Annotated in this window: 2 pseudogenes; both read right to left on the bottom strand. The window is 46.1% G+C overall.

The window, feature by feature from the left end:
• Positions 1 to 406: pseudogene (locus R7P74_RS29550) on the bottom strand (metal ABC transporter permease); the annotation flags it as partial.
• A gap of 2 nt (positions 407 to 408) precedes the next feature.
• Positions 409 to 512 (bottom strand): annotated as a pseudogene (locus R7P74_RS29545) (zinc ABC transporter substrate-binding protein); the annotation flags it as partial.

The raw sequence follows: 512 nt of genomic DNA, 5'->3' as shown, positions 1-512 counted from the left end.
GACCATTCAAAATCCCTTGAATGAAATCAGCACCATGTGGGTCTTTGCTAACAAGTAACACCGCCAAAGAGGCAGATACCACAAACAAGCTGCCAATCATCGGCTCAAGATGCGGATGATTTCGCTTTTCTAATGCAGCAATCAATCCGCATAACAATAACGACATTATCCAAGGGCCAAGCATTGCACCAAGCCAAGATTCCGATAACCAAGGAATCCTCACGTACAAAGTAGATGAGTTTAGCCAATAATGACTAAGCGCCGCACCCAATGCTGCGACTTGGGCCACCGCAAGGTCGATGAAAATGATCTGCCGCTTTAAGACTTGCTGGCCCAGTACGACGTTACCAATTAGCGCAATCACGCCGCACAAAATAGCCGGCGCTAACCATGTGTATTCAGTCATGATCAAAACTTCACAGCGCTAGGAGAAACAAACACATCGAGTAACTCGGCAATCACTTCATCGTACAAATCATCTAAGTTCTGCTCTTTTGACACCGTCAAAGGCA

Source organism: Vibrio sp. 2033 (assembly GCF_033339735.1).
Note: the sequence above shows the minus strand (reverse complement) of the source record. Positions and strands in the feature narration are given on the sequence as shown.